13 protein-coding genes are annotated in these 26,429 nt (G+C 40.9%); 3 read left to right on the forward strand and 10 right to left on the reverse strand.

Translation table 11 applies throughout. The features are described 5' to 3' along the window. Positions 1-31 precede the first annotated feature (31 nt). Positions 32-9,460, reverse strand: a complete 9,429-nt coding sequence (locus IGK85_RS10435; RefSeq protein ID WP_429972244.1) for an Ig-like domain-containing protein — start codon at positions 9,458-9,460, stop codon at positions 32-34. Between the two features lie 1,153 nt (positions 9,461-10,613). Here IGK85_RS10435 and IGK85_RS10440 point away from each other — a divergent pair. Continuing rightward, on the forward strand, positions 10,614-11,498 hold the full coding sequence (locus tag IGK85_RS10440) for a helix-turn-helix domain-containing protein (protein WP_005235013.1): 885 nt from the start codon (positions 10,614-10,616) through the stop codon (positions 11,496-11,498). A gap of 71 nt (positions 11,499-11,569) precedes the next feature. Here the strand turns inward: IGK85_RS10440 and IGK85_RS10445 are convergent, their stop codons facing one another. Continuing rightward, complete coding sequence (locus IGK85_RS10445) at positions 11,570-13,132, reverse strand: polysaccharide deacetylase family protein (protein ID WP_008378745.1); 1,563 nt, start codon at positions 13,130-13,132, stop codon at positions 11,570-11,572. A 234-nt stretch (positions 13,133-13,366) separates the two neighbouring features. On the opposite strand from IGK85_RS10445, the gene IGK85_RS10450 reads away from it, so the two are divergent. After that, on the forward strand, positions 13,367-14,038 hold the full coding sequence (locus tag IGK85_RS10450) for a CPBP family intramembrane glutamic endopeptidase (protein ID WP_005235009.1): 672 nt from the start codon (positions 13,367-13,369) through the stop codon (positions 14,036-14,038). An 81-nt stretch (positions 14,039-14,119) separates the two neighbouring features. Here the strand turns inward: IGK85_RS10450 and IGK85_RS10455 are convergent, their stop codons facing one another. Beyond that, on the reverse strand, positions 14,120-17,023 hold the full coding sequence (locus tag IGK85_RS10455) for a MucBP domain-containing protein (protein ID WP_008378749.1): 2,904 nt from the start codon (positions 17,021-17,023) through the stop codon (positions 14,120-14,122). Between the two features lie 635 nt (positions 17,024-17,658). Here IGK85_RS10455 and IGK85_RS10460 point away from each other — a divergent pair. Continuing rightward, the gene (locus tag IGK85_RS10460; protein WP_008378751.1) at positions 17,659-18,273 is read left to right on the forward strand and encodes a helix-turn-helix domain-containing protein; all 615 of its coding nucleotides are present in this window, start codon (positions 17,659-17,661) and stop codon (positions 18,271-18,273) included. 268 nt (positions 18,274-18,541) lie between these two features. On the opposite strand, the gene wecB is transcribed toward IGK85_RS10460, so the two are convergent. From wecB to IGK85_RS10495, 7 genes are read right to left on the reverse strand one after another with little or no spacing between them, the layout of a single operon-like run. After that, on the reverse strand, positions 18,542-19,666 hold the full coding sequence (wecB, locus tag IGK85_RS10465) for a non-hydrolyzing UDP-N-acetylglucosamine 2-epimerase (protein ID WP_008378753.1): 1,125 nt from the start codon (positions 19,664-19,666) through the stop codon (positions 18,542-18,544). A gap of 2 nt (positions 19,667-19,668) precedes the next feature. After that, positions 19,669-20,778, reverse strand: a complete 1,110-nt coding sequence (locus IGK85_RS10470; RefSeq protein WP_008378756.1) for a capsular polysaccharide biosynthesis protein CapF — start codon at positions 20,776-20,778, stop codon at positions 19,669-19,671. After that, positions 20,775-21,797 (reverse strand): polysaccharide biosynthesis protein, encoded by a 1,023-nt coding sequence (locus IGK85_RS10475; protein ID WP_008378758.1) that lies wholly within the window; start codon positions 21,795-21,797, stop codon positions 20,775-20,777. Before IGK85_RS10475 ends, IGK85_RS10470 begins: the two co-directional genes overlap by 4 nt. Beyond that, complete coding sequence (locus IGK85_RS10480) at positions 21,787-23,016, reverse strand: hypothetical protein (RefSeq protein WP_008378760.1); 1,230 nt, start codon at positions 23,014-23,016, stop codon at positions 21,787-21,789. The genes IGK85_RS10475 and IGK85_RS10480 overlap by 11 nt, the downstream gene beginning before the upstream one ends. Beyond that, a complete protein-coding gene (locus tag IGK85_RS10485; RefSeq protein WP_429968733.1) occupies positions 23,000-24,259 on the reverse strand; it encodes a lipopolysaccharide biosynthesis protein in 1,260 nt (419 codons plus the stop codon). Before IGK85_RS10485 ends, IGK85_RS10480 begins: the two co-directional genes overlap by 17 nt. Then, positions 24,222-25,301, reverse strand: a complete 1,080-nt coding sequence (locus IGK85_RS10490) for a glycosyltransferase (RefSeq protein WP_008378764.1) — start codon at positions 25,299-25,301, stop codon at positions 24,222-24,224. Before IGK85_RS10490 ends, IGK85_RS10485 begins: the two co-directional genes overlap by 38 nt. Then, positions 25,249-26,424: a glycosyltransferase gene (locus tag IGK85_RS10495; protein WP_008378766.1), complete on the reverse strand. Its 1,176-nt coding sequence runs from the start codon at positions 26,422-26,424 to the stop codon at positions 25,249-25,251. The genes IGK85_RS10490 and IGK85_RS10495 overlap by 53 nt, the downstream gene beginning before the upstream one ends. Positions 26,425-26,429 lie beyond the last annotated feature (5 nt).

A 26,429-nucleotide genomic window follows, 5' to 3' on the forward strand; every position in this document is an offset into this window, starting at 1 on the left:
GGAGGATGTCCACTCCGCTGGTAAAGTCATGCTATTTTTGTTGGTCTTTTTTCTTTCTTGCTTTGAAGAACAAACCAATTCCTCCTACAACGAAGACTGCTGCCCCAATCAGTGAAGCATACCAAGTTCCTTCAGATCCCGTTTTCGGTAGGTACTTACTTCCCCACCAGCTTTGGTTGTTATTGCTACCGTTGCCGTTGTTGTTCCCCCAACTGCCCCAGTTACCCCAAGCGCCGTTGCTTCCGTCGGTACCATTCGTTCCATTGGTACCGTCCGTGCCATTGCTACCGTCCGTGCCATTGCTACCGTCCGTGCCATTGCTACCGTCCGTGCCATTGCTACCGTCCGTGCCGTCGGTACCATCCGTACCATTGTCACCCGTTGGTACCACGATTGGTGTTGCTGCACTGCGGTATTCTCTGCCACCTGCTGTAACGATAGCCACAACGTTAAGGGTTTCTTCTGGTGAAACATCCTCTGGGTCTAATGTGATGCTGAAGGCACCATTCCCATTGGTCGTTCCAGTTCCGACAACGTCACCCGCTTCATTCAAGATTTCGATCGTCGCATTGGCTGGCCCATTCCCGAAGACTGGATAGCCATCGGTAGGATTGCCAGTGATCGTGGCAACCGGTGCGTCAACCGTCAAGGCACCGACTACGGTCGTCGTCGGATCACTTAAGGTTTCGCCTTCGGCTAAAGCAAGAACCGTAACAGTTTCGCCTTCCGTCGCTTCCGCGGATAACTCAACATCCCAGTCACCATTTTGATCGGCGATCGTTGTGATTGGTCCTTCAGCCGCGAAGATGGTCAGGAATCTACTTGTTAACGGATCGCTGATGGTAACGGTGATCGTAGCACCTGGCTCACTCGTTCCGCTGATCGTTGTATCACCAGCCGTAACTGGGTCAATGGTTGGTGTATCTGTCTTGATGCTTTCATCATCGACAGGTACGACGATTGGTGTCGGATTACTGCGGTAGTCATCCCCACCAGCAGTGACGATCGCCACAACCGTTAAGTTTTCTTCTGGTGCGACATCCTCACTAGTCAATGTGATCGTATAGTCACCATTTTCATCGGTCGTGCCTGTTCCAACGACATCCCCCGCTTCATTCAAAATTTCAATCGCTGCATTGGCAGGCCCGTTCCCGGTTACTGGATAGCCTTCTTGGGAATTACCCGTAATGGACGCTGAAGGTGCGTTGACCGTGATGCCATTAACAACGGTCGTTGCTGGTTCACTGGTGGTTTCTCCTTCACTTTGCGCCACTGCTGTTACGATTTCATCTCGAGAAACTTCTGCAACTTCCACTGACCAATTTCCTGCTTCATCTGCTTCGGTTTCAACCGCTTCTTCTCCCGTTACCGTCACGGTGACCATCGATCCCGGTACAGCAGTACCAGTGATGGTCGTGTCACCAGCTGTGACTGGTTCGATGATTGGTGTGGCGGTTTGATCGATCGTATTCTCAACGGGCACTACGATTGGTGTGGCATTACTCCGATAGTCTTTGCCGCCGGCTGTAATGATCGCAACGACGTTCAATGATTCTTCAGGAGAAACATCTTCACCAGAGAGCGTGATCGTGTAGTTGCCATTTTCATCAGTATTGCCTGATCCAACGACATCCCCCGCTTCATTCACGATTTCAATCGCCGCATTTGGTGCTGCCATCCCCGTCACTGGATAACCATCCTCTGGATTGCCAGTGATGGAAGCGGTCGGTGCTGAAACCGTGATGCCATCCACACTCACTGTGATTGGTGCACTAGGGTCTTTTTCAGGGGATTGTGCCACAACAGTGACGGTATCACCCTCCGCAACTTCAGGTACCTCGACTGTCCAATTGCCCTCTTCGTTCGTTTCAGTTGTGATCGGTTCATTTTCACCAATCGTTACCGTCACCGTCGAACCTGGTTCGGCAGTCCCGCTGATCGTCGTATCGCCAGCTTTGACTGGATCGATCGTTGGTGTTGCAGTTTGTTGCTCTTCTTGATCCAAAGGTACCACGATTGGTGTCGCATTACTGCGGTATTCTTTGCCGCCAGCTGTCAGAACTGCGACGACTGTTAGGCTTTCCGCTGGTGCAACAGCTGTTGGTTCAAGAGTGATACTGTAGTTTCCTTCCGCGTCTACGGTTCCTGAACCGACGATTTGTCCATCGCTATTCAAGATTTGTATGGTGGCATTGGCTGGTGCCGTTCCACTTACTGGATAGCCGTCCGTGCTATTGCCTGTGATAGTTGCACTAGGAGCAGTGACCGTCAACGCACCCACACCAACTGTGACTGGAGCGCTTGGGTCTTTGTCAGGTGATTGTGCCACAACAGTGACTGCATCGCCTTCAGAAACTTCTGGTACTTCTGCCGTCCAATTGCCTTCGTCATCCGTTTCAGCCGTGATTGGTTCCGCATCTGGTACGGTGATCGTCACGGTTGAACCTGGTTCAGCCGTTCCGCTGATGCTGGTATCCCCCGCCGTGATTGGATCGATCGTTGGTGCTGCTGTCTGATCCACTACCGTTTCTGCTGGTACGATGACCGCTGTTGGATTACTGCGGTACTCTTTCCCACCAGCTGTAACGATGGCAACGACGTTTAAGGTTTCTTCTGGATCGACAGTTTCAGCAGTTAAGTCCACTGTATAGTTGCCGTCTCCATCAGCAGTGCCTGTTCCAACGACTTCATTGTCTGCGTTCAAGATCTCGATCGCTGCATTGGCTGGTGCTGTACCAGTCACTGGGTAGCCATCCGTGCTGTTGCCGCTGATGGAAGCTGTTGGTGCTGCGACAGTCACTCCTTCAACGATGACAGTGATTGGATCACTTGGGTCTTTGCCGTCACTGTCTGCGACGACTGTGATGGTATCCCCTTCAGACAATTCAGGCACATCGACACTCCAGTTGCCCTCATCATCTGTTTTGGCGGTTTCTTCTGTGCCGTCAGGTAGTGTCACAGTCACAGTTGAGCCTGGTTCTGCCGTTCCGCTAACTGTTTCATCGCCTGCTTTGATTGGATCAACCGTTGGTGCCGTTGTTTGATTTTCACCCGGTTCAGCTGGCACCATGATTGGTGTCGCTGGACTACGATAATCTGTACCACCAGCTGTGACCACCGCAACTACCGTCAATTTTTCTTCAGGAGAGACACCTTCACTGGTCAAATCGATCGTGTAAAGCCCTGCATCATTGGTCGTACCCGTTCCAACTGTCTCGCCAGCTTCGTTCAAGATTTCGATGGTCGCATTCGCTGGTCCTGTTCCGGTCACTGGATAACCATCGGCTGCATTGCCACTGATGGACGCACTAGGAGCCGCCACCGTTAATGCACCGACTGTGATCGTTGCTGGTGTACTTGGTGTCTCATTTTCTACTTCTGCTACTGCCGTAACAGTCGTCCCTTCGGAAAGCTCTGGCACATCAACTTGCCAATTGCCCTCTTCGTCAACTTCGGCTGAGATTGGGTCTTGCTCACCGACCGTCACGTTGACTATTGCTCCTGGTTCGGCTGTCCCGCTGATTTCTGTTGCGCCGGCAACTGCTGGATTGATCGTTGGTGTTGCCGTTTGATCCGCAGGTACCACGACAGCCGTTGGTTGACTACGGAAGTCATCCCCACCTGCTGAAACGATTGCAATGACACGGACCGTTTCTCCTGCTGATGCCTCTTCACTGGTCAAGGTAACGGTGTAAACACCATTCTCATTGGCCGTCCCTGTGCCAATCACTTGATCATCAGCATTTAAGATTTCGATTGACGCATTAGCTGGTGCTGTACCAGTTACTGGATAGCCATCTGCACTATTGCCAGAAATCGTTGCCGTTGGTGCTGCCACGATCAGCCCTTGCACCGTCACTGTTACTGGTAAACTTTCTGTTTTGCCGTCTGCCAAGGCAGTAACTGTCAAGACATCATCCAGAGAAACCGTCGGCACAGTTGCCGTCCACTCACCTTCGTCATTCGCTGCCACTGTAACAGTATCGCCGTTTGGTAGTTCAACCGTTACATCTGCCCCAGGTTCAGCCGTTCCGCTAACGGTTGTAGCCCCAGCAATCACTGGTGCGACAGTCGGTGCCGCTGTTTGGTCTTCTGCGTTATCTTCTGGCACCACGATAGTAGTTGCCGGACTGCGATAGTCTTGACCGCCGGCTGATACGATAGCCACCACTCGCAAGGTTTCTGCTGGTGAAACACCTTCTGTCAAGGTGATCGTATACTCACCGTCTCCATTGGCAGTACCACTGCCTACCACTTCATTGGCAGCATTTAAGATTTCAATGGTTGCGTTGGCTGGTGCTGTTCCTGTGACTGGATAGCCGTCAGTACTGTTGCCCGTGATCGTTGCGGTTGGTGCAGCCACGTTCAAGGCACCGACACCAACACTGATTGGTGCACTTGGGTCTTTGCCTTCAGCTTCAGCAACCACTGTGACCGTGTCGCCTTCTGAAAGTTCTGGTACGGTGACTGTCCAATTGCCTTCCTCATCCGTTTCGGCAGTCACTGGATCTTCTCCAGGAATCGTTACCGTCACCGTTGAACCAGGTTCGGCAGTTCCTCCGACGGATGTATCACCTGCTTGCACTGGATCGATCGTTGGGGTGGTCGTTTGGTCTGCTGGTACCACGATGGAGAGCGGCGTACTGCGGTACTCATCGCCGCCAGCTGTTACCACTGCCACCACCTGAAGTGCTTCTGAAGGATCAACATCGTCGCTGCTCAATGTGATGCTGTAAGCACCTTCCTCATTTGCTTCACCGCTACCAACAACCTCACCGGCTGCATTTAAGATCTCAATCGCTGCATTTGGCGTGGCCGTTCCGGTTACTGGATACCCATCCGAACTATTGCCGCTGATCGCTGCTGTCGGTGTCGCCACAGTGAGTGGATTTACGACGACCGTAGCTGCATCACTTGGTGTTTCCCCATCAAGGGTCGCTACCACAGAAACAATTTCTCCTTGAGAAACCTCGGGCACAGTTGCCGTCCAATTGCCTTCGTCATCCGCTTCGGCAGTGACTGGCTCTGCGTCACCAATCGTGACCGAGACTGTCGCACCAGGTTCAGCCGTACCACTGATGGTCGTGTCGCCGGCTGTCACCGATTCAATCGTTGGGACTGCAGTTTGATCCAAAGGTACTGTGATTGGTGCAGCCGCACTGCGGTACTCTTGACCACCGGCTGTGACTACCGCCACCACCCGTAAGGCTTCAGCTGGAGACGCGTCATTACTCGTTAACGTGATCGTATATTGGCCTTCGTCATTGGCGGTGCCAGTACCTATGACCTCGTCATCGGCATTCAAGATTTCGATGGCTGCATTGGCTGGTGCCGTTCCCGTTACTGGATAACCTGCGGTACTATTGCCGCTGATCGTCGCGGTTGGTGTAGCGATCGTCAACCCATTGACTCCAACACTGATCGGTGCACTTGGGTCTTTGTCTGGTGCTTGTGCGACCACTGTGACGGTTTCTCCTTCAGAAACTTCAGGAACTTCAACTGTCCAGTTCCCCTCGTCATCGGCTTCACCAGTAACAGGTTCTTCACCTGGGATCGTTACCGTCACCGTAGCGCCTGGTTCTGCGGTCCCACTGATCGTCGTATCCCCGGCATTGATTGGGTCGATGGTTGGTGATGCTGTTTGTTCAAGCTCATCTGCTGGGACCGTCACCGGTGTGGCAGGACTGCGGTACTGATCTCCGCCTGCTGTAACGATCGCAACGACAGACAAGGTTTCTTCTGGTGCTGCATCGGATGGTGCGATGGTTACCGTATAGTTTCCATCCCCATCGGCTGTCCCAGTACCGATCACATCGCCTGACTCATTCAACACTTCGATCGCTGCGTTCGCTGGAGCAGTCCCCGTGATTGGATAGCCATCGGTACTATTGCCGCTGATGATCGCTGTTGGTGCTGCAACGGTGACTCCATTGACTCCAACGCTGACTGGCGCGCTTGGCTCTTTGCCTTCGGCTTCCGCAACGACTGTGACTGTATCGCCACCAGAGACTACTGGCACTTCCGCAAGCCAGTTTCCTTCGTCATCCGTTTCAGCCGTTACTGGTTCTTGACCGGTGATCGTCACAGTAACCGTCGAACCTGGTTCTGCCGTTCCGCTAATCGTGGTATCACCTGCTGTGACCGGATCGATCGTTGGTGTCTCTGTTTGTTCAATGTCTGCTGGTACCGTGATTGGCGTGGCATTACTGCGGTAGTCTTGACCGCCCGCTGTCACAACTGCCACCACCTGCAAGGCTTCTTCTGGCGCCACATCGGCTGGATCTAAGGTCACGGTATAAGCACCCGCGTCATCCGCCGTCGTGCTACCAACGACATCTCCTGCTTCATTCAAAATCTCAATGGCCGCATTCGGCGTGGTTGTTCCACTGACCGGATAGCCATCCGTACTATTGCCTGTGATGGAAGCGCTCGGTGCACTGACAGTCACACCATCAACGGTCACGGTAATCGGTGCACTTGGCTCTTTGCCTTCTACTTCGGCAACGACTGTTACCGTATCACCTTCCGTTAATTCTGGTACCGTCGCTTCCCAATTGCCTTCGTCATCGGCTTCTGCCGTGATCGGATCGCCTTCAGGCAGCGTAATCGTCACCGTTGCCCCTGGTTCAGCCGTTCCGCTGACGGTCGTATCCCCAGCTGTTACTGGGTCGATTGTTGGTGTTTCAGTTAAATTTTCTTCATCATCTGCAGGAACTACAAGCGGTGTGCCTGTACTGCGATAATCTTCACCACCAGCCGTCACGATCGCTTCCACTCGTAAGTTGTCGCCAGCTGTCACCTCTTGAGGATCAAGGGTGATCGTGAAGTTACCATCCTCATCAGCTGTTCCGCTACCAACGACCTCTCCTGCTTCATTCAAAATTTCAATTGCTGCATTGGCAATCGCTGTTCCCGTTACTGGATACCCATCTGTGCTATTTCCGGTGATCGTAGCCGTTGGTGCCGCCACGGTTAAACCGTTTACACTCACGGTGATTGGGGCACTCGGATCTTTGCCTTCAGACTCAGCTACGACGGTCACGGAATCGCCTTCTGATAATTCAGGAACCGTTGCTTCCCAGTTGCCTTCATCATCGGCTTCAGCCGTGATTGGATCGCCTTCAGGAAGCGTGATCGTTACCGTTGCCCCCGGTTCCGCTGTCCCACTAACGGTCGTATCTCCAGCACTGACTGGATCGATCGTTGGTGTTTCCGTCTGCAGGATATCTGCAGGCACCACAACAGGTGTTGGGTTGCTTCGATAGGTTTCGCCGCCAGCGGTCACAACCGCTGTCACATTCAGGGTTTCTTCCGCGTCAACATCCGCTGGATCTAACGTGACTGTATAAACACCATTCTCATTGGCGGTACCTGTTCCGACAATTTCGCCATCCGCATTGGTGATCTCAATGGCCGCATTTGGTGCTGCTGTTCCAGTCACTGGATAGCCCTCTTGACTATTTCCTGTGATCGAAGCCGTTGGTGCGTTGACTGTTAAGGCGGACACGGTGGTGCTAGCCGGTTGGCTTGGCGTTTGTCCTGCTAGTTCGGCGATAGCTGAAACCGTATCGCCCTCTGACACTTCGTCCACATCAACACGCCAATTGCCCTCTTCATCGGCTTCCGTCACGATCGGATCTGCACCGTTGATGGTCACAGTAATCGAGGCACCAGGCTCAGCAGTTCCGCTGACGCTTGTATCCCCGGCAGTCACCGGTTGAATCGTTGGTGTTCCCGTTTGTTGCTCCGCATCGTCTGCTGGAACGACGATTGGCGTATTGCCACTACGGTAAGTTTGCCCACCGGCAGTGACGATTGCGGCAACATTCAAGTTTTCATTTTCTGCTACATCTGCTGGGTTCAACGTGATACTGTAGTTGCCGTTCTCATTTGCCGTCCCAGAGCCAACGACTTCACCTTCGGCATTGGTGATTTCAATGGCTGCATTTGCTGCGGCTGTCCCCGTCACAGGATACCCATCGGTACTATTTCCTGTAATCGAAGCCGTTGGTGCATTAACCACTGGTGCTGCTACCGTTGCCGTTGCAGGCTCACTCGCCGATTCCCCATCAGCTTCCGCTACTGCTGTGACTGTATCGCCTTCCACCAATTCAGGGACATCTGCCGTCCAATTGCCGTCACCATCTGCGGTTGTTGTAATAGGTGCACCGCCGTTGATCGCCAATGTGATGGCTGCGCCTGGCTCAGATGTTCCGCTGATCGTCGTTTCCCCTGCTGTCAATGGATTGATTGTTGGTGTATCGGTTTGATCTTCTGGTGTATCTGGCGCAAACCAAATCGAGTTATTGCCGTCAGCATCCGTAAATAAATCAATGGTGATCAAATCAAGTTGAGACATCGTTCCTTCGAAGCGGGCTTCGTAAGGATTAGATGGATTCGCCACGCCGTTTTCAACCAATTGTGCATAGGTCGGACTGGTGACATTCGTTGGAACGACCACATTGGTTTGACCTAAAACAGATGCAGAAGCGATTTGATCTGCTAAATCTGTCGTTGCATTGAAGACTGTTTGTGCCGTTTCAACCGTTGCGTTTAAAGTGGCTTTAGCTGTATTAACGGTACTTTGTACCAACGTATTGATTTGACCGATCAAGGTACCGATGCCTGGAATCCCACTTGCACCATCCAAAATACTGACTTGAATCTGGGCTGCTTGTAAATTATCGAGAATTTGATTGATGCGTTGATTGATAACGATAAATAAACCATCATCCACATTGGCAATCAGGGCACGTTCGTTATCGGTTAGTCCAGCTGGAACTTCAAAATTCGCTTGGCCAAATTGTCCAAGTTGATTTAATAAGTCTAACTGGGTAGTGATTTCATCTAAGTTGACGGATATCACTTGGCTAACATCCACGATTGAAGCCGCCGTATACAACGGATTTGGCAAGCCGCCAACGATTGTTGGCGGAATATCAAGTGCATCAGCTAAATTTTGATTGACGATTCCATCCACCGTGCTGATCAAGGTATTGACTGCTGGTGTGACTGTACCGATCAGTGTTTGCAAGGCTGGGAAATTCCCCAGTTGGAGTATCACATTGGTGGAAATCGATGCATTCCCTGCCGGTTGAACCAAACCAGTAAGGCCTTGAGGAACCCCAACAACCGCGACTTTATCCCCATTCAAGACATCAACCGTTACTGCATTCGATCCAGAAATCGAGAAATTGACTTGGTTCGTTGCACCAGGAGTTGCATAAGGTGCAGACGCACTCGTGCCTGAGTTATTAGACGCTGTGATATCTGAGAAAAGTTCAGCTGAAACCAAAGCAGCTTCAACCGTCGTTGGTGCCCATAACAAACTTGCTGGCACGACCACCGTACTTGTCAACAACATTCCACTGACAGTTAAATTCGCAATAATATTTTTCTTTGTTCGAACGCGTGTGTTTTTCTTTGAATCCATGAGCTTTTTATAATTAATGCCTTTCATTCATTCTCCTCCTGTTCGAAAAAAATTTAACCGACAAAAGATAAAACTGATGATCTCTGGAATCCTTCTTTCCCCCTTTAAAACCAGATGAAAATCTATTTCAACCCAACACCTAAAGGCATAGAGAGAAAACAAAAAGTAACCGATCGCAAAGCGAAGATTTTTTCGCATGCTTTCTGAAAAACCCAGTGATTTTTGTTCAAATAGTTTAGAAGCACATTAGCTCACTCTTGTGAAACTAAAAAATAAAATAACTAAACGAACACACTGTGTACCAAAATTCTAGCAAATTTATTTCTTTCCAACAAATTATAAACACGATAAATAATTAAAAAAACACTGAATTTCACCTTTCAAAACACAAAAGGTTTATTTTATAAACAAGCAGAAATTATTTATATTTATCTTATAAACAAATGTATAATGATAAAATATTGCCTTTTTTCGTCAGTTAACCTTTCTTTTTTTTATGTTTAATCAATATAATGAATACGATTTCAATTGCATGTTTATACATCTAGATAGAGAAAAATGATGATTGTGTTTTTTCATAATTTTAACCTCGTTTTTTACCTCCGCAAATAAAAAAACAAAAATAATTCAGACGTTTTTTCACGATATCACCTAAAATAACTCTTGCTAACGAAAAAAAGGAATCGAAACGCTCGCAGAAAGTTCTGTGAAAAAAGAATGAAACTATTCTATCAAAATCAACGTTGCACTATTATGAACGATTATTTCTTCAGTTGCTCTTCGCTGCTTTTCATCCTCACCTAGTTATTTGGTCCTACATTTCGGACGTAAGCGTTCATTCTACTCGAAGCGGTTATACTTGTTGGTAAGAAGGAAACACCGCTGCCCAATTGGCTTCTTCTAATACGACTTAAGGAGCAATAAACGATGCATTGGCTAGTAATGATTTTTCTATTGATCTGCCTCAGTTTTGTCTAAAAAAAGCGTGAGAACCGAATGTTCTCACGCTTTTCTACGATTCCCCTCTGAGGATCCTCTATCACAAAGATTACTGAACGATTTCTTCCACCAAATCAAGGAAAGTCTGAAATAAAAGACCTTTTAGATTCCTCTATTGGCTTTACTTTACTATAATGGGGATACAAGATCTCATTAATTCAACGAGAGCGGAGGCTTTCTTATGTATGGCGAAACGATCAGACAAATCCGATTGAAAAAAGGCTTCACCCAAAAAGAAGTCTATGGCACGATTATTTCAAAGTCTTATGCCATCGAGTTCGAAAAAGGCAAGCATCAAATTGCTGCCAACTTGCTGTTGCAAATTTTAGAAAATCTCTCAATGGATATCGATGAATTTCTCTATATCGCGAATGGCTATCGCCTGGATGAGCAAAACAGCTATAATCATCGGTATAATCAATATTCAAACAAACACGATCTGCCAAATTTACAAAAGCTGTTACAGGAACTACAAAAAACCACTAGTAGACTGAACAATATCCGTATTGCAGAGGTTCGCTCACGAATTCGCATGCTACAATGCTTGGCAGAACATGGGGTCTATCGACAAAGTGCTGTTTTAGAATGCGATCGCCAAACGATCACTTCTTACCTCATTGATGTTGAGAGCTGGACGTTACAAGAAATCCAACTATTTGGCAACACCATCGATCTTCTGGACAACGACCATAATTTCTTCTTTTTCAAAAAAGTATCCAAGATGCTCGAGTACTACATCGATATGGAAAAAGGTCGTGAAATTTACTGCGCCTTGCTGATCAATTTGATTGAATATACGCTAAAACACCAGCAGTACGATGCGACGGAAGTTCTCGTTGTCCAATTGAAACTTTTAGCGACAGACTACAAAGAATTTTTCCACCAAACCGTCTGCAAGTTTTTCCAAGGCGTGTTGCTCATAAGAACCGGCGATCAAAAAGCTGGTGAAACGATCACGCAAAAGATGTTGGCTATTATGCGAGAACTGGATCAAGAAGCCCTTGCCGATGATTTTGCTTTGCTATTGGATGAAGATTATCTCCGAGCATTTGCCTCCTCCGAGTGATAAAGCGGCAACTGCAGCGTTCGTTAATAAAAAAAGGAAGTGATGATTGCCATCACTTCCTTTTTCAGCTATTAGCTAACACTACGTTCGTCTGTCGCTCCAAAGTATTGATACATTGGTTTTTGGTTGCCATTGAGCAATTGATCCACCGTCACAAATTCATAGCCTTGCGCTTTCAGCGTTTGAATAATACCAGGTACGGCTTGAACGGATTTCGGATGAATATCATGGAGCAGAATTATTGAACCATCGTAGACATTATTTTGTACGACCTTCAAAATTTTGTTCGGATCTTTTAGCTTCCAATCCTCGGTATCAACACTCCATTGAATGATCGATTTTCCTGCCGCTTGGGCGCTCTGTTGATCGATCGCCCCATACGGCGGGCGCAAATTCTTAGGTAAGACTCCTGTTGCCTGATAGATTGCTTTGTCGGTCTTAGTTATTTCAGCTTTGACATCCTCCGGCGACAACGTATTTAATTGCGGATGTGAATAGGAGTGACTGGCAATTTCATGCCCTTCCTCATGGACTTTTCTCGATACTTCAGGATACCGATCCACCATTTGTCCTAATTCAAAAAACGTTGCTTTGACATCGTTGTCCTTTAAAATCTTCAAAAGATCTAATGTGGTTGTGTCGTTAGGGCCATCATCGAAAGTCAGTGCAACATATTTTTTGTTTTCGTCCAATGTCGATTGTTGCTCTTTCAATTGATCCGCATTAACAAGTTCCGGATCAATAAACGGTGCAATCTCTTTGTACGCCAACGTGATCTCAGATACGCCAGTTTGATTTTGGGGCAACTGGATCGTTAATTTTTCAGGATCATACGTAAATTTCGACTCATAGGTGATTCGATCCATCGCCAAGACCGCATCAATGACTTTATCAGGTTCCTTGGCTTGGTCTAAAATCTTTTGCTGAATGACTTGTTGTATTCCTAGCAAGCTGCCCTCGTCTGGAACCAAGTCTTTCAAGGATAATTCATTGCCGGTTTTCTCGGAAATAAAAATTGGATCGGCAACCACGCTATCCGCATCTTCAAAGCGACCAGTTTCCCGATTCCAAACATAGCTGTCCGCTTTTAAAGAATAGGTTGACACTTTCGATGCGACCGCTTGTGCTTCAATCCGAGCAACGGTGACTGTCTCTTTGTCGGTGTGTTTTTTGCATAATTTGTTTGCCATGGTCGACAATTTCTTGCTTGCATCTTTGACAGGAATCGTACTTTCTTCTTTTGGTCGGAAAATTAATTCTTTCTTGTCCCCATTAGACAATGTTTCGAGTTTTGCTGGGATTCCCTCTTTAACTTGTTCTTCTTGGATCGATGCCAATAACTTTTCAGCAGCAGCCTCATATTTTTCCCGTGCCAAGGCTTCTTGCTGCTTCAACGTAAAGGCGATATAGCCGCCAGTGGCGATAATGACAATTGTCAGAAGCGTCATCAATGAAAAGAGATACTTACGATGGGTTGGCTTCTTTTTAGAAACTTGACGATCGTTGATTTGCGTGCGTCTTGCCGTTCCCGTTGTTTGCTTTTGATGTGATTCGACCTTTGAAAAAGGTGCTTGTTTTTCAGACGTCGCTTCTTTATGTTGTGAATTATTTGAATAATTACTTGATTTCTTCATAAACATTCTCCCTAAAACATAATAACGTAAACAAAATGTAACATAAGCGTAATAATATTTCAACAGTGTTACAGAGATTCTTATAAACTTCTCTTTTTGTTCACCATTTTTGAGAATTGTTCTAAGAAATCTTTTATTCTGATACTAATAAAAGCAAGCCTATCAGCCATGATATCGTATTCACTCCGTTTTATTTTCGTTTAAAAATAATGAGAGAGATCTTTTTGTACTTTGATGTTTTTTCTGTTTATAATTCAGCGTGTGGCAATTACTTTAAAGGATGTGTTCAAAATGAAACACAAGTCAACAACGTATTTATTTATTCTTACATTAGTCATCGGTTTAACCTATCAAATGCTTCCCTATACACCCCTAAGCGATTCCGTTTTATCCATCATTGGTACTGTATGGAATGTGATTTTGGCATTTGGTGCAGGGTACTTTCTCTTACGAAGGACCTTTTTGGAACAATTCAAGCATTTTCGTTTCATCGTTTTATTATGGGGTGTGCCTTTCGTCATTTTGACTGGCGTGTTCTTTTCCTTTATTTATGCCGCTATTTTTGGACAACCAACAACTAACTCGATCGGCGAAACCATCACTGTACAAATGGTCTTTTTACAAGTACCCTTCATGTTGATGGGAGAAGAGTTGCTTAGTACCAATCTCTTGTTAGCTTTACAGAAAAAAGGATTCTCTTTCCTCTGGTCTTCCATCATTTGCAGTGTGCTGTTCGCTTTGTGGCATATCCCAGCGTACGGTTTTCATCCAGCACAATTATTGATCACCTTGATGCCCGCAAGATTGGCACTCAACTTCGTCTGGAAAAAATCCAATAGTGTTTGGGTCAGCTGGATCTGCCATTTTCTTTATGATGGACTCGGTTTTATTTCATTCTTTCGTTAAATAATCAAAAAAAGACAGCTGAATCGTAGCTGTCTTTTTTTGATAGTCAGTAACGCCTTTCCCCAATGACTTACTTGATCGCTATTTTCGCTTTCTGAAATAAAGCCAGCTTGCTGTGGCGACGAAGCACAAACCAACTACAAATGGGAACAACGTCCCCTGCTCATCGGTTTGCGGCAATCTTTGCGCAGAATTGCTTTTTTTCGAAGTGACAGTCGCTGTTGGGTCTTTTTCTTTTTTATCAGAACTATCCACTGTTGCTACGTTTTCTTTTGTATAAACATACGTCACAGTTGCCTCCTGCTTACCGAATGTGCCTTTGGCATTTTGCGGCAGCTGACTTCCATCTAACGTGTAGCCTTCGATTGTTAGTTGATATTTTTCTGTGCTGGCATCATAAGAGTCGCCTACGTTTCCACTGATCCTTTGTGGAGGGTGAATTTCTTTGCCTTCTGTGTCCACATACTCGACTGTTATATCCGCTGCGGGTACAGAATTTTTTGTGTAGATGTAGGTGACTGTTTGTGCTGTTTCGCTAAGCACACCTTTACTATTTTCTGGTAATTGACTTTGATCTAAGGTGTATCCGTCGATTGTTACTTGGTATTTTTCTGTGCTGGCATCATAAGACTCGCCTACGTTTCCAGTTATGATTTGAGAAGGGTGAATTTCTTTGCCTTCTGTATCCACATACTCGACCGTTATATCCGCTGCTGGTAAAGAATTTTTTGTGTAGATGTATGTGACTGTTTGTGCTGTTTCGCTAAACAAACCTTTACTATTTTCTGGTAATTGACTTTGAATTAAGGTGTAGCCTTCGATTTTTAATTGATATTGTTCTGTGCTAGCATCGTATGGGTCCCCTACATTTCCACTGATCGTTTGAGAGGAGTGAATCTCTTTTCCTTCTGTATCCACGTACTCCACTGTTACATCAGCTGCTGGTACCGGATTTTTTATATAGATATACGCAACTGTTTCCGCTGTTTCGCTAAAAATACCTTTACTATTTTCTGGCAACTGGGTTTCATCTAGAGTATAGCCTTCGATCGTTAATTTATATCGATGTGTGCTGGCATCGTATGAATCACCTATACTTCCGCTAATCGTTTGGGAGTCATGAATTTCATTGCCCTCTGTATCAAGGTATTTTACTGTTATATCCGCTGCTAGTATCGGATTTTTTATGTAAATGTAGGTAACAGTTTGGGCCGTTTCGCTGAATACACCGATACCATTTTCTGGTAGCTTAGTTTCGTCTAAAGTGTAGCCTTCGATTTTTAATTGATATTTTTCTACGTTGGCATCGTATGATTCACCTACATTACCGCTAATCGTTTGGCTAGCGTGTATTTCATTGCCTTCTGTATCCACATACTCAATCGTTACATCCGCTGCTGGCACGGGATTTTTTGTATACACATAAGTGACTGTTTGTACGGTTTCACTAAATACTCCTGTGGTATTTTCTGGCAGTTGGCTTTCATCCAGTGTATAGCCGTCGATCGTTAATTGATAGTTCTCTGTACTGGCATCGTATGGATTGCCCACAATACCGCTAATCGTCTGAGAAGCGTGGATTTCGTTGCCTTCGGTATCTATATATTCGACCGTGATATCCGCAGCTGGTACGGCATTTTTTGTGTAGACATAAGTGACTGTTTGCACCGTTTCGCCAAATACACCGATACTATTTTCTGGTAGTTTAGTTTCGTCTAAAGTGTAGCCTTCGATTTTTAATTGATATTGTTCTGTGCTAGCATCGTATGGGTCCCCTACATTTCCACTGATCGATTGAGAAGGATGAACTTCTTTGCCTTCTGTATCTACGTACTCGACTGTTACATCTGCTGCTGGTACGGGATTTTTTGTATACACATAGGTGACCGTCTGTGCTGTTTCTCCCAAGATACCTTTACTGTTTTCTGGTAACTTAGTTTCATCTAACGTGTAGCCATCAATTGTTAACTTATATTCTTCGTTGCTGACATCATATGGTTCACCAATGGTACCGGTCAAGGTCTGCATCTCATGGATTTCTTGCCCTTGACCATCAAGGTATCGGACATTTACCTCTCCAATTTGCTCCGGATCGACAATGACATTGACCACATGTGTGGTATTCACGCTATAGGAGGCTTGTCGAGCCATAAAAATTGCTACATAGGAACCTGGGTTGCTTGGGTCAACATTGGTGTAGTAAGGATAGATTTGCGAGTCAGAAATGCTTTTTTCTATATTGCCGCTAAAATTTAGTTTAAACGCCTCAATGCCTAATGCTTTGGTTGAGAAATCAAACGTACTGTTTACAGGAATATGAATCGTATCGGGACTGTTTCCAAAAGCATACTCACCCGTAATTAAACGCTCGTAGAGTTCAAGTGTTTTCGTTTCCCCAGGCTGCAAGGTGATGGAATTTCCAACCGACGTGAATGCATAGTTTTGTCTTTGATTCGTGGTACCAACTTGCTTAATAAAATAGCCACCTGAAGGAAGTTGAATTGTAACCTTTCCTGAACTGTCCGTGACTAACAATGTCACTTCACCAGATGTCGAGGAGGTCAATGCGAAATAAGCTCCTTGGATCGGTTGGTTTGAATTACCATCTAACACTTGAACCGTCAGTTGCCCATTGACAACTCTTGCAGCTGAAGCATTAACAGATGAGGGGACCTTATCTACAGTGCTTACAGCAGAATCTTCTTTAATATCTGATTCAGAAATATTTTTTTCATTATCACTGTTGACTTGCGTTTGCTCGTTTTTAGCATCCACACTCGATGAGGTCATTGATGTCATCGCAGCATTATCTGCTTCCGTTGAATCATTTGTATCATTAGATGGTGTAGCTATCTTTTCGTCTTGCTCCAACTGTTGGGAATCTGAAAAACCTTCGCTTTCCGCCATTACCTGAAATGCTGGTGTTACCACCGCAGCACTTAATAGGATTATTAAAGACATAATATGTTTAAATTTCTTTTTCACAAACTTTCACCTTAACCTTCTTTTTCAAAATTTAGACTTTTTTATTCAAGCTTTTTTCACGCCTGAAAATCATTATAATTTATTAAATTTTAATTTACAAACATTTTTTTATTTATTGTATGCTCCACTCCTAGCTGAAATTTTTATGCGGACTCATGAAATGCCCTTTATCTTGTGTATACCTGATTCATTTATCATTGCACTACATCACCTCTTCAGAATTTTATAATTCAAGTACCCTTCCCTTCAAGCAAATCCAGTGCAAATCAGCGCAAAGCTTCTTTGCATCCTTGTTTTATCAACGATTTCCGTTTTCCTAAAACAGGACACTATTTTCACCTAAGATTTCCTTTCTTTTTTGAATGACTCATATAAAAATACCTCCTAATTTTCAAAAGAGATATTTTTTCAAGTTTCCAGCTCAGAACAATAGAATTAGGTATTATTTAAAAGAAAAAAACACTAAAAATAATCGAGTTGCCGTGAATATCCAATGCGAAATTCTAAGCTAAACTCATTTTATTTTCATTTTTTGAAAACGAAGAAATACACTTGTGCATTTCTTCGTTAAATCGAGCTTTACAATTGTTTCTTTGAACCGCTTTATGATAGGATATGTCAGAAGGAGCATTGAAATGACTATAGCTGAAAAAATAAAAGAGAGTCGCTTGAAATTAGGACTCACCCAACAAGAAGTTTCCGAGAAATTATTTGTTACCAGACAAACGATCTCCAATTGGGAAAACAATCGAAGCATCCCAGACATCGATACATTGATCAAATTAAGTGATCTCTATCAAATTGATTTAGAGTCACTGCTAAAACCAGAACAATTAGCAGACGAACCAGAAAGAATGAGTGAGGAGAAGAAACCAACCTTCCGCCTTCCTCTATACTTGCTCAATTTGACTGCAGTCGTCGCTTGCGTTTTCACCGACTTCTTAACACCTACAGGAACAACGACCCTATGGACAGCTGCTGCACATTTTTTGTTGCTAGTTAACTTTGTCCTTTTATTCGGCTTTTTCCTCACAAAAAAAAGACCCCTCCCTGCAAAAACAATTGTCTTTGCATTAGGAAAAGGCCTGCTGATCTTAGCCATTATATTAGGTTTTACTCTTTGGTCGAATAAAGGAGCTTCCGCTGATGCGTTACATCTGATCGGCCATAATTATGGTCATTTTGTCTATTTGATGTTCAAAGCAATTGGGGTGATTTATTTGTTTGATTGGCGGAAGTTTGAGATGTAGCATATTAAATTGATAGTTGACCAATTTAAAGATCACTCAAGTAAAATTTCTAAATATACTTAATCAAAAAGATTTTTCCCCATCTTCTTTTATCTTAAATTTTACTATATAATTAATAGAGTAATTGCTTATTTGTATTTTTAGAATACAATTTTTAATTAGTAACAACAATTTTTTAATAATCTTCATAACATTGTTCGGATCACTAAAAATGATATTTTAATAAAATTGATTCTTCTACAAATATTAAACCCATAAGCAGTCTTATTTATTCATACCATACCTTACGTTTCACATAATCTGTATAAGAAACAATAATCCTTAACACCTTCTCAGATACATTTGGCATTGAATAATCTGATACTTGTCGGAGAGTATCATTTTCTTGTGTTTCTAAAACTTCTAATCCTTCGAGAATTCTATTTTTCTTCAAGCCTACCATCATTACACTAGCTTCTTCCATAGCTTCTGGTCTTTCATGGGCCTGACGGATATTTAAAGCTTTAAACCCGAGGATCGATGCTTCTTCACTAATCGTACCACTATCACTTAAAACAGCTTTAGCGTTCATTTGAAGTTTATTATAATCATTAAAACCCATAGGTTTCATAGTTTGAATCAATTTATGGAATTGAACTCCCTCTGCTTCTATCATTTTCATTGTCCGTGGATGGGTACTAATAATGATTGGATATTGATACTCTTCAGCAATTGAGTTTAGTGAATCCACTAGATCATGAAAATTTTCTTTTGAACTGATATTTTCTTCCCTATGTGCCGATACTAAAAAGTACTCATTTTGCTTAAGGCTTAGTTTTTCCAAAATAGGTGAGTGCTCAATATCTTTTTTTCTAGAATTCAACACTTCAAACATGGGACTACCGGTTTTAATGATTCGATCCGCTGGAAGCCCTTCTCTCAATAAATATTCTCTGGCGATATCACTATACGTTAAATTAATATCAGCTGTATGGTCAACAATTTTTCGATTTGTTTCTTCTGGTACTCTTTGATCAAAACAGCGATTTCCAGCTTCCATATGAAAAATAGGAATGTGTCTTCGCTTCGCGGCAATGGCACATAAACAACTGTTGGTATCTCCCAAGACCAAAAATGCATCTGGTTTTACTTCTTCAAGAATTGGATCTATTTTGATCAGTATATTCCCAACGGTTTCAATGGCTGTACCTGTTGCTGCATTCAAAAAATAATCTGGCTTCTTTAATTTAAAGTCTTCAAAGAAAACTTCATTTAGTTCATAATCATAGTTTTGACCAGTATGTACAAGTACATGGTCAATCGCTTCAGAACTCTCTAAACGATTAATAACTGCAGATAAGCGAATGATTTCTGGACGAGTCCCAACGACTGTCATAACTTTTAATTTTTTCAATGCTAGACCTCCACGTAATAAGTATCAGGATTTTCAGGGTCAAACGTTTCGTTTACCCACATAACAGTGACCATGTCAGTATTACCTAGGTTCTCAATATTATGAGTATAACCAACAGGTATATCGACTACTTCTAATTTCTCACCAGAAACAAAATACTCGATAATTTCTTCAGAACCAATCTTTCTAAAGCGGATAACGCCTTTTCCACTTACTACCAGAAATTTCTCATTTTTGGTATGATGCCAGTGATTTCCTTTAACAATCCCCGGCTTTGAAATATTAATTGAGACTTGTCCGCGATCTTCAGTCCTCAAAAATTCGGTGAATGATCCGCGATCATCGATATTCATCTTTAAAGGATATGAAAACTCATCCTCTGGTAAAAAGCTAAGAAATGTACTATACAGATTTTTTTCTATTCTACGATTCAATTGAGGTACAGATAGATTTATTCTACTTTCTTTAAAAGAAAGAATCATGTCTCTCAAAGCGCCCACAGTCACTGTATCCGTTTCTCTTACTGAACAAAAGTCATCGACAATAAATGGTTTTGCTTGAAGGCAATGCAGCAATTCCTTAACAACATCATCAATATAGCAAAGTTCAATTACTGCATTTTTATCATTAACGGTTATTTCTTCACCTCGAGCTACTTTATAACAAAAAGTAGCTACTACCGTATTATAATTTGGTTTCGACCATTTTCCATACAAATTAGAGAATCGGTAAATGTAGACTTTCGCTCCAGTTTCACTTTGATATTTTCGTAAAAGATCTTCTCCAGCTTTCTTACTACGACCATAAGCATTGTTAAGAGTAGCTTGAATAGAGGATGATATCATTACTGGACAGGTATTGTTGTATTCCTTTAGTTTATCTAGAAGAACTGAGGTGAAACCGAAATTTCCTTCCATAAACGCTTCTTCTTCCTTAGGACGATTCACGCCCGCTAAATGGAAAACAAAATCTGCTTTTAAGCAATATTCATCTAATAAATGTGGAGGAGTATCTATATCATATTCAAAAATATTTCCATAACCTTCATTTCGAAGCTCTGCAATTAAATTTTTACCTACAAATCCATTGGCTCCTGTAACTAAAATATTCATCGACTTTTCCACTCTTTCAACTCTTCTTGAACATAATCTAATGCTAATAATTTTTCCTTGATTTGTTCTACAGATAGTCGTTCCGTGTTATCAGAATTGTATTCACCTTCGTGTGTCAACTCGGTACTGCCTTCACTAAAATATTTCTCGTAGTTAAGATCTCTAGTATCGGCTGGAACACGATAGAAGCCGCCCATATCTTTCGCAACGAGATATTCTTCTTTCGTAAGAAGCGTTTCATATCTTTTTTCACCATGACGTGTACCTATAATTTGAATCTCATTTTCGACTTTAAAAAGTTCTTTCACTGCTTGTGCTAGATCACCGACCGTTGACGCAGGAGATTTTTGAACCATGATGTCTCCTGCTTTTGCATTTTGAAATGCAAAAACAACTAATTCAACTGCTTCTTCTAAACTCATCAAGAATCTAGTCATGCCCGGGTCCGTTACAGTTAAAGGTTTTCCGGCTTTTATTTGCTCAATAAATAATGGAATCACAGAACCTCTGGATGCCATGACATTACCATAACGAGTTCCGCAAATCATTGTGTTTTCATCTGCCACAGTTTTTGCTTTTGCTACAAATACCTTCTCCATCATTGCCTTTGAAATCCCCATTGCGTTGATTGGATAAGCTGCTTTATCAGTTGAAAGACAAATAACTTTTTTTACCCCCATCTCAACAGCAGCTGTAACAACGTTATCCGTGCCCATTACATTTGTTTTAACAGCTTCCATTGGAAAGAATTCGCATGAAGGAACTTGTTTTAATGCAGCGGCGTGAAACACGTAATCTACACCATGCATTGCATTTTTCACACTATTTATATCACGAACATCTCCAATATAAAATTTTAGTTTGTCGCTATTATATTTTTTCCGCATATCATCTTGCTTTTTTTCATCGCGAGAAAATATACGAATTTCTTTTATACTGCTATTAAAAAATTTTTTCATAACGGCATTACCAAATGAGCCAGTTCCACCTGTAATTAAAAGTGTCTTATTATTTTCCATTATTATTCTCCCTTAAAGTAAAGTTATTCGAAATGAAATAAAAAATCAAGATAAATAAAAACGACATACTATTACCAAATGTATGAAAGAGTTGATTATTTGCTGGTATCATAAAGCAAAATATAAATAATTGGCCTACTAGAGCAAAAGAATAGGGGTTTTCTCTGAAAATAGCGTTTATCCAAACTTTCTTTAACATTTTTCCAACTAAATACATAATTACTGGGATAAAATAAAACGTAAAATCGGATGCAATCCATGGAAAAATTGTACTCCATAACTGTAAAGCAGGTCGCCCGTTTGTAAGTTGATTCCTCATTAAATAACTATTATTAAAGTAATCTGTGTAGTTAAAATATGGTCCAATTGTTTCTACTAATCCTCTAAAAGTGGTTTGAAAATAGGTAAACTGAAAGGGCATGGTAATCATTTGACTTAATCCCTCATATCCATGAGAAATATAAAAACTAATTCCAATGAACCCTTTTATTATCCAGCTTGTCTCACTTGTTCCAAACTGTGACTCTCTGCTCCCCATAAAAAATAATATCCCTAAAAATCCAAGTGTAATGAATATTAACAACATAAGCTTAACTTTCTTATTATTATTATTATTCCATATAAAATAAAGCAAAGGTAATAGCAAAAAAATTACTACTCCAATATTTATCATCGCACCAATTAAAAATGACTGTATAAGATAAACAAAATAGGTCACGATGGAAATTATTTTGAGCAATTTAGACATATGTTTCCAATAAAGGATTGACATAATAAAAAAGAGAGTTCGAGAAAAACTTAAAATGTTAAGTAATAAACTTATTGTCCTTCCAAAAACTATAGGATTTGGGACTAAATTATTGTTCCGCATATGCTTTACATAATCATAACTCTCTCCAGGTCGAGTAATATATTCCATTATTGTATTAATATTTGGAAAATAAGTTAAAATAGCTTGTATGCTAGTCATTAAAGTCAGAATTAAACAAATCCAAATTATATATTTTTGATTTTGATTCCAATTGAATTTACTTTTCAAGTTTACACTCTTCTGATAAGTTGTGACATAGCCTAAAAGAAGGGCTAAAAAATTTATTAATACATATAATAAAGTAAAAAATCGATCACTAGTTATAGGATAAGAAAAACCAAACATCATAAGAGTGGTTACTAGATAAATTATAATGATTTTTATGGGCCAATTATTTAATTTCGTCATTATTTAGCTCTCTCCTAATATACTTCCTATATTCAATAATTAATAAACCACAATATACTATGCTAGAAATTAATCGAGTCATTGTTAAGCCCCAAATTTTAAAAGTAGGTACTAGACATACTGCTAAAACTATAAGAACAATCCCAGAATAATATGCACAACGTTTTATTCTAACACCCTCTCCATGTGCACTTAGGAAGCTATTAAAATAGTCACCTAATCCATAAAAAGAATATGTTAATAATAGCCAAAACAAATACGACAATGCAGGTAAGTATTCTTTATCATATACAAATGGAAAAAGAACGTGTATTGTAATAAAAATGCAAATAAGAAAAAATCCTGTTAACAAAAAAGTTACTTTGATATCTTTTTTTTCTATATATGAAAGTTCAGCATTTTTTTTAAAACTAATCACACCCATGATGCTTGGAATCTGAGTTATCATTGTACTTAGACTTACTGCCAATGAATAAAAAGCATATTCCATACTTCCCACTAATGATCCAACAATTACATTCATTAAATCACCTGTAAATACAGAAAACAGAGAGCCTTTATAAATCTGAAAACCATTATCTCTTTGTTCCTTTAAAATTAACTTAACATAGTCTAATGAGTCTTTATTAAGTACAGCTTTAATCCTTTTGATTGTTAGCAAATCTGCTAGTAAGTATGATGCTCCGTAAATTAACAAGACAATAAAAAGTGATGCAGTATTGCTATAAAAAATTAACAAGACGAAATAGATTATTACGGCTATAGCATTAGGTGCCAAAGTTTGAAAAGCAATATCTTTTATTTTATTAGTGCCTCTAAGCATATATGTAAAAGTTCTTTGAAAGAATAGAGTAAATAAAAGAACGGCTCCATACATAAATGAATCATTCATAGCATCCCCTAAAAGTAATTTCATTAGGAAAACTAAGATAACAACAGTGACATAGATAAAAAAATTCAGTAATAAAGTCGCACCATAAATTTGACTATTATTTTTTTTAGAAATCAACAATCTTGCGCTGGAATAGTAAATTCCAAAATTAAAAAAGGCTGTAAACATGGAAATAATACTCACAATATATTTATATTCTCCAAATTGTGAAACATTTAAAAGTCTTGTTATAACTAAGTTTAATATAAAAGAAATAGCAATACTGCAAAAATTTGAAAATAATAATAATGAGTACTGCCTTGAAGTTTTATTCTTACATAAGAGATTTATATATTCTATCAATTTTTTCATAAATTACCTTCTGAGAAAATTTATTTTCAATAATGTTTCTGGAATTTTCAGAAAAATATTTGCATAATTTTTTGTTTTCATTTAAAGAATTGATTTTGGCATTGATATCATCCGGATCATTCGGACTAATAAAATATCCATTATAATTTTCTTCGACAACCTCCATATTCCCACCTACATTTGTCACTACTACTGGAAGACCGACTGTCATAGCTTCTAAAAGCGCATTAGACAGATTCTCATGATAAGTTCCAAAAAGAAACACATCTGAAGCACAAAGTAAGGATAGAACATTACTTGTTTTTCCAAAAAATAATAATTTATGATTACTAATTTCTGTAGAATATTCTTCTTGCAATTCTTCTTTTAAGGGACCATCTCCAACTATAAGAAATTTTATATTTTCAACGTCACTCTTTCTAGCTGCCTCACATATGTCCAATATTCCTTTATCTATAACTATTCTACCTACCACAATAACAACAAAATCATCTTCATTATAGCCTAATTTCCCCCTGAAATCTTGCCTATAATTCGCGTATTCTGTACTAGAGTATTTTATTTCTGGAGCTGCATTATGAATAACACCTAAATATTTCTTCTTATTTAGTTTTTTTATCATTTCTTTATTCTCAGATTCTTTAGAAACAACGTAAACCTTTCTTGAAAGTTTCAAAGTTAAAGGTTCAATAATATATTTAAAAACAATTTTTTTTATGAAAGAAACTTGGCTATCATCAAAGGCGAACCCTCTGACAGTTAGTAATATATTTCGATAACCTGCTAGTCTGGACGCTATCACGGCGTGAAATCCAGAAGATTGCATTCCAGATATATGAATTACATCCGGATCAAATTGTTTGATTTGTTTTTTTAAATCCATTATTAGCTTTAAGTTTATTTTACCACCAGCCAATGTGCTCTGAGTCAAAAATTCAAACTTATACTTATCTCTCAAATAGGATTTAGAGATTCTTTCAGCAGCTATATTAGGACCGCTTACTTGATCCGGCATAATTTGATGTAGCATTACTTTTTTCATTAAAAACCTCGTCTATAAATTTTTCTGTTTTATGATAAAAATTTGTATAACTAAAAATTGTATTATCAAAAATCATAGATTTTCTTTTTAAAATTATACTTTCTATTTCCTTTTCTAAGTCATTCTGATTCACATAAAAACCATTATAATTATTTTCAACAAACTCAGTTACTTCCATTTCTTGATTGATTAGCACAGGCGTTCTAGCTGTTATACTTTCGGCAAGTTTTGTTGGAAATCCTGCTTGGGTAACCCTGTTAATTGGTCTGATAATAATTGAATAATCGGCTTTAGTTATGTTTTCTATTACTTTAGAATGTTCAATTCTCCCTTTAAACTCAACATGAGCCAAATTATTCGCGTATATTTTTCTTTTATACATTTTAAAATATTCGTTCTTAGTTATTCCAATTATCTTAAGATGAATATTATAGTCGAGACTTACTTTATCCATTACTTCAACTATTAAATCTAGATTTTCTTTTTCTGAGCTGGGTGATCCTGCATAGATAAAACTCACTTTATTCTTGCCATTTTTTAATTTAGAGACTGCCTCCCACTTACTATCATTTAAATCAACCATTGGAGGAAGCTTTACTTTTAGAGATTGATAATAATAATTCTCTAAAAAATCACTTATAACGATTAAACCATCCAATTTTTTATTCGTAAATAACATTCGCAAATTGGAATCAAAACCTTTTATAATTTTTCTTCGTAAGGGTAATCCCTTAGTTCCATACCACTCAGTAATGTCCCCCACAACTTTTATATTTCTTTTTCTACAATACTTAATTAATTTAAGAGTGGCTATCGACGGAAAATTGTAGGCAATAATCAAATCAATCTTCTCTTTTACAATTATTTCTTTTATTATTTTAATATTGGTATATTGGTTCAGTAACTCACGTGAAGAAGTTATTTTCTTTTCTTCATAACATTTAAATCCAAAATATTCAGTTTCAATAAGACTATTATCTTCAGATTCATATAAATTTTTTCTATTATAAAAAATAACTTCATTGTTTAAATCACGTAAAATTTTACTTATTTGAAGTACTCTTTGGGCTGCAGCATTTCCTTCTGGAAGTTCAAAACCTCCAACATAAAGAATTTTTTTCATAAATA

Origin of the sequence: Enterococcus sp. AZ015 (assembly GCF_050499225.1) — a bacterium.
Classification (GTDB): domain Bacteria; phylum Bacillota; class Bacilli; order Lactobacillales; family Enterococcaceae; genus Enterococcus_D; species Enterococcus_D entomosocium.

Coding starts and splice junctions, on each gene's coding strand:
- IGK85_RS10435 (WP_429972244.1), bottom strand. CDS start 9,460: ATGAAAGGCATTAATTATAAAAAGCTCATGGATTCAAAGAAAAACACA.
- IGK85_RS10440 (WP_005235013.1), top strand. CDS start 10,614: ATGTATGGCGAAACGATCAGACAAATCCGATTGAAAAAAGGCTTCACC.
- IGK85_RS10445 (WP_008378745.1), bottom strand. CDS start 13,132: ATGAAGAAATCAAGTAATTATTCAAATAATTCACAACATAAAGAAGCG.
- IGK85_RS10450 (WP_005235009.1), top strand. CDS start 13,367: ATGTTTTTTCTGTTTATAATTCAGCGTGTGGCAATTACTTTAAAGGAT.
- IGK85_RS10460 (WP_008378751.1), top strand. CDS start 17,659: ATGACTATAGCTGAAAAAATAAAAGAGAGTCGCTTGAAATTAGGACTC.
- IGK85_RS10470 (WP_008378756.1), bottom strand. CDS start 20,778: ATGAATATTTTAGTTACAGGAGCCAATGGATTTGTAGGTAAAAATTTA.
- IGK85_RS10475 (WP_008378758.1), bottom strand. CDS start 21,797: ATGGAAAATAATAAGACACTTTTAATTACAGGTGGAACTGGCTCATTT.
- IGK85_RS10480 (WP_008378760.1), bottom strand. CDS start 23,016: ATGACGAAATTAAATAATTGGCCCATAAAAATCATTATAATTTATCTA.
- IGK85_RS10485 (WP_429968733.1), bottom strand. CDS start 24,259: ATGAAAAAATTGATAGAATATATAAATCTCTTATGTAAGAATAAAACT.
- IGK85_RS10490 (WP_008378764.1), bottom strand. CDS start 25,301: ATGAAAAAAGTAATGCTACATCAAATTATGCCGGATCAAGTAAGCGGT.
- IGK85_RS10495 (WP_008378766.1), bottom strand. CDS start 26,424: ATGAAAAAAATTCTTTATGTTGGAGGTTTTGAACTTCCAGAAGGAAAT.